The sequence below is a fragment of the Corynebacterium sp. HMSC06D04 genome (genome assembly GCF_001807315.1).
GTDB classification, from domain to species: domain Bacteria; phylum Actinomycetota; class Actinomycetes; order Mycobacteriales; family Mycobacteriaceae; genus Corynebacterium; species Corynebacterium simulans.
The window spans coordinates 1-4677 of record NZ_KV788557.1; the positions used below are offsets into that span (position 1 = coordinate 1).

Genomic DNA, 4677 nt, shown 5'->3' on the forward strand with positions numbered 1-4677 from the left:
CAGACTCGCGGTACCAACTACCCCAAATCGACACCACCAATAGGCACGATGAGGCCTACCGGAATGGCAATCGAGTTCCACAGGAACGGCACCAAGTCCTCGTCACCGAGCACCCACGGCAGCGCGTCGATGACCATAAGAAACGAGATCACCGCACCGACAACATTGAGCACCGCAAAGACTGCCTGAAGCGCGCTTTCTTTAAATGCGCCGGTAATAAAACTCCGCACCGTTCCGTACACGGCCAAGGCAAAGATAATCCACGGCACCGCCGCCGGAATCCCCTCACGCACCATGGTGACCATGTGGTCCAAAGGAATAGAGCGCTTATCCTGATACGTCACCGGCAGGAAGAATACGAATGCGCCAATCGCGCTATATAAAAAGAGTTTCCACCGTCCCCCAGGCTGCGGAATTTCCCCGTCATGACTCTGGTGGGAGGAGTAAACCGATTCGGTAGAAGTCACAGTAAAACCGTCCCCTCAAGCTTGCATACAAAATTCAAGCCCGCGCGACAGCCTTTACGCGAACATTGGGAATATGTTAGCTAAGTTACAGACTGCTGTCTACACGTTTTCGAGATCCAAGGCACAATAGAGTCATGTCTAAACCCATTCGCGTTGTGGGCGCCGTCTTCGTCGATGAAGAACGCACACAGCTTTTAGCCTTCCGCAAGAAGCCCGGCACTTCCCTTGCTGGCATGTGGGAATTTCCCGGCGGCAAGATCGAACCCGGCGAAACACCAGAGCAAGCACTCGCGCGCGAACTTAAGGAAGAACTCGGCATTTCAGCCACCGTCGGTGAAAAGGTAACGACAACCGTTCACCATTACGATTTCGCCACCATCGAGCTCACCACCTTTTACTGCACCACCACCGCCTCCCTGCTAGCCGACGACCTCAGCCTCACCGACCACGACGATACGAAATGGGTTACCTCCACAGAGGCCGCGCATCTTACTTGGGCTCCCGCAGATATCCCTGCGGTAGAAGCTATTGCTTCTAGTCACAGCTAAGAAAGGAATCCACCCGCGGACTTGACCAACTAGATAGGCCCCCGAGCAAGCCCTCGCCCGTGAGCTTCACGAAGAGCTCGGTATCGAAGCCACCATCGGCGAGAAGGTCACCACCACCGTGCACGAGTACAAGTTCGCCACCATCGAGCTGACTACTTTTCGCTGCACCACCGAGGCCAACCTGACAACCGAAGGCCTCGCCCTCACCGACCACGACGCTACCCACTGGGTCACCCCAGACAAAGCCCAAGAACTAGAGTGGGCGCCGACCGACATTCCGAGCCTTAAACTCTTAGGCCTGGGATAACGAAACTCCGGTATGTGTCAGACTCCAGCATTTGCTGTATCTTAATTCCAGCTTCAAAGACTTCCATCTGGTGCTCAATCATGTATTCAACAATCGAATAAGTAGTTTTTCCACCATTGGTCGCGTTTCCTGGATATCCTGGGCGTGCAGTTAATAAGTCGTAGTATTTTCGCTCGACTCCATTAACATTACGGAATTTCGTGTCCTCTTCACCTGGCTCAATTTCAGGGTGGACGGCGCATCTACGCAGTAGACTCGAGAGCTTTTCCATTTCCGAACGCGGCGACGTGTTCGGCCACCCATACTTGATCCCGATCGCAGCCACTACCAAGATCTCATCTCGATGCCAGGGCACTCGCGTCGTTTTCATGCAATTACACCTCTTAAGGGAACAAGCGTTCGTAAAATTATATGGAATGTCCGCCAACTCGCTATGCTCTCAACAGAGAATCAACACAGACACTTTATTAATCAAACCATTATCACACGATGATTGTTTACGTTTTCACGCTCAGAAAGGAACCGGCTCGATGGCTACCTCACGCCTCCACTCATTCGAGATTTGCGCTGGCGCTGGCGGCCAGGCTTTGGGCTTAGAACAGGCAGGTTTCCATCACGCAGCGGTCGTCGAAATCGATAATTGGGCCGCTGAAACTCTCCGCCAGAACCGCGGAACTGAAGGACCTCTTGGAAAATGGAATGTCCATGAAATGGACGTCCATAACCTGGATGGTAGGCCATGGAGAGGGAAAATCGACCTATTTGCTGGCGGAGTTCCATGCCCTCCTTTTTCAATAGCAGGTAAGCAACTTGGCGCCGACGATGAACGCGACCTCTTTCCACAGGCGCTACGTCTGATCAACGAAATTGATCCACGTGCTGTGCTTCTAGAAAACGTTAAAGGGCTCGGTCAAAAACGGTTTGACTCCTACCGAGATCAAATAATCGATCAGCTTGAAGAAATGGGGTACACCGCCTTTTGGAAACTTCTCCAAGCAGCTGATTATGGAGTGCCGCAGCTTCGACCAAGGTTCATCCTTGTCGCTTTAAAGGACGAATTTGCCAACTATTTTGCCTGGCCGAAAGTAGTTAAATCACACATGCCGGTGGGAACAGCACTTCTCCCGCTAATGGCAGAAAATGGTTGGCCTGGAGCTGAAGCTTGGGCTCGAAACGCAAACACAGTGGGCCCGACTCTTGTGGGCGGAAGCAAAAAACATGGTGGCCCAGATGTAGGGCCAACGCGTGCTCGAGAAGCCTGGAAGAAACTCGGAATTAAGGGCTCCTCTATCGCCGAATCACCGCCAGCTGCTGATTTCACAACAGACCCCGAACAAGAAATGCCGCGTTTGACGGTACGAATGGGTGGTGTCATCCAAGGTTTCCCCGAAGACTGGAAGTGGGCCGGTGGGAAAACCGCACAATGGCGGCAGGTTGGCAATGCCTTTCCTCCGCCGGTGGCCAAGGCACTCGGCGAACGCATAAAGTTCGCGCTGCGAAAGAAACCAATTCCGAAGTCTCTAGAACCTGCAACACCAACCCGTGTCAACCAGCTGAGTCTGATTTAAAATTGGCAAGGTGATTGCCAAGATTCAACCTGACACGATTTCTATACAGCTAGCGGCTGCATTCAAAGAGCAAGACCCCACGGGAGAACGCCTCGGACGTGTCTTCCGCGAGTCTTTCGACCAGATTTATGATGGTCAACATACTGGACGTTTCGCCATTAGCCAGCTCAGTAAGACCGAATCTGCTCACCTCGGCTCAATAGTCGAAATCAACATTCGCCGAGAATTCGACGGCTTTATCGGCGACGGTGAGGTGATGGATTTCGACATCGAGGGCTTCGAAGTTGACTGCAAGTACTCGAAACAGAAGTTTGGCTGGATGATCCCTATCGAGGCTCTCGGGCATCATGGAATGCTTTGCCATGCCGACGATGAGCAGGGAACTTTTCGAGTGGGATTCGCTTTTCTCGATTACTCAATTCTGACTAGAGGCAGCAATCGCGACGGCAAGCGCTCGATTTCCGCCGCTGGTCGCAGCGCAATTCAATGGCTTTTCCTAGACGAAGCTTTTCCGCCGAACACCCTCCTACAACTCAGCGAGGACGACCGAGCAAAGATTTTCTCTTCAAGTTCCGGAGCTCAGCGCCTCAATGAATTGTTCAGAATTGCTCAAGGCATCATAGTCCCACGTGGCATCATCGCCACTGTCGCGCAGCAAAAGGACTATATGAAGCGTATTCGATACAACGGAGGCTCTCGTTCTGCTCTACAGCCTGAGGGGATCGTGATCCTTGGAGATTACCTCAAGCACCAGAAAATTGCCGCCGAATTAGGCCTGCCAATCCCCAAAGACGGTGATTCACTATCAACGCGATTAGTTAAGTGTGAGAAAAGCTTCGAGGGCTCTAAAACCTATATCGATGATTCTTACTGGCGAATTGCAACACCAACCGATGCAGTCGAACCAGCCCCGACACTCCCATTCAAGTAGACGTCTAAACTCCGGTCCTGATGTAGTGACGCCCATTGAATCGATTTACGATCCGCGACTCAACATTAACCAGCCCCAACAGCGCAGCAGTCAGAGCTTCTGTCCCTAGCCAAGCATTCACTACGGTTTGAGAAATACTCAAATCTACGGGGGACTCAGCTTCTTCTAGCGCCTCTGGACTAATTGTTCGAGCACCATTCAGCTTTTTCCCATGCATCACCTTGGACACTGCTTCACTTTCGTATGCAGATTTCACGATTTCCATGACTTCTTCATACGGAGCGTGACCATACTGCTCCTGCCAATACTTAAACTCATTTTGGAAAAGCGGAAAATACAAATTCAGATGTAAAACGCCTTTACCCGTTCCACCATTATTAGTTCTGAACCTTTCGTTTGGTTCGAACCTCGCTGCGAGGAACCGAACCTCGAATGGAAAATCGTCATCCCATGAAACCTTTGAGATGCCATCGGATTTCGCTCGACGCACACCGGTTTTGTCCCCATCAATAGATTCTGACAGAACGGCCGTGTCGCCTTGTCCTCCAGTTGCTTCGTTTGAGCCACTATGAGTCTCGGAATCTTCACCACGCGGCCTGCTACCGCCTAATGACTCGGGAGACCCTGTTGAAGAAATTAATGCACTTTTCGTCCATGCGCTCTTACACGCCATTCCGCGAAAGCACGTTTAAGTCTTCCCAGGTGGCACAGCACCATCCATGGATGCGTTGCGACGGCCAGGATCGCCGCGGCCCGCACAAGCCATACGGCTACCCTGCGCCGCGGTACTAACCGCGAACTTGTACAAGAACTAGTGGACAACGGGCCTGACCCCCGGAAAGTAGACACGTCGGGG

General features: G+C 52.1%; 5 protein-coding genes and 1 pseudogene. 4 read left to right on the forward strand and 2 right to left on the reverse strand.

Annotation, left to right across the window (positions count from 1 at the left end):
* Nucleotides 1–17 precede the first annotated feature (17 nt).
* A complete protein-coding gene (locus tag HMPREF3155_RS12710; protein ID WP_246817725.1) occupies nt 18–467 on the reverse strand; it encodes a hypothetical protein in 450 nt (149 codons plus the stop codon).
* Between the two features lie 134 nt (nt 468–601).
* Between HMPREF3155_RS12710 and HMPREF3155_RS09655 the strand changes: the two genes are divergently transcribed.
* The 4 genes and pseudogenes from HMPREF3155_RS09655 (at nt 602) to HMPREF3155_RS09670 (ending at nt 3821) form a co-directional block, all read left to right on the forward strand.
* Entirely contained in the window at nt 602–1015 is a 414-nt protein-coding gene (locus HMPREF3155_RS09655; RefSeq protein ID WP_061921839.1) for a (deoxy)nucleoside triphosphate pyrophosphohydrolase, read from the forward strand.
* 52 nt (nt 1016–1067) lie between these two features.
* Nucleotides 1068–1322 (forward strand): annotated as a pseudogene (locus HMPREF3155_RS09660) (NUDIX domain-containing protein); the annotation flags it as partial.
* 530 nt (nt 1323–1852) lie between these two features.
* The gene (locus HMPREF3155_RS09665) at nt 1853–2890 is read left to right on the forward strand and encodes a DNA cytosine methyltransferase (protein ID WP_061921833.1); all 1038 of its coding nucleotides are present in this window, start codon (nt 1853–1855) and stop codon (nt 2888–2890) included.
* 10 nt (nt 2891–2900) lie between these two features.
* Complete coding sequence (locus HMPREF3155_RS09670) at nt 2901–3821, forward strand: NaeI family type II restriction endonuclease (protein WP_062035412.1); 921 nt, start codon at nt 2901–2903, stop codon at nt 3819–3821.
* A gap of 4 nt (nt 3822–3825) precedes the next feature.
* Here HMPREF3155_RS09670 and HMPREF3155_RS12900 read toward each other — a convergent pair whose 3' ends face one another.
* Nucleotides 3826–4494 carry a hypothetical protein gene (locus tag HMPREF3155_RS12900; protein WP_141744854.1) on the reverse strand — a complete coding sequence of 223 codons (669 nt, stop codon included), beginning with the start codon at nt 4492–4494 and terminating at the stop codon, nt 3826–3828.
* Nucleotides 4495–4677: the final 183 nt, after the last annotated feature.

What these genes read in the sequence shown, in the direction of transcription:
- HMPREF3155_RS09655 (WP_061921839.1), top strand. Translation starts at nt 602, where the DNA reads ATGTCTAAACCCATTCGCGTTGTGGGCGCCGTCTTCGTCGATGAAGAA.
- HMPREF3155_RS09665 (WP_061921833.1), top strand. Translation starts at nt 1,853, where the DNA reads ATGGCTACCTCACGCCTCCACTCATTCGAGATTTGCGCTGGCGCTGGC.
- HMPREF3155_RS12900 (WP_141744854.1), bottom strand. Translation starts at nt 4,494, where the DNA reads ATGGCGTGTAAGAGCGCATGGACGAAAAGTGCATTAATTTCTTCAACA.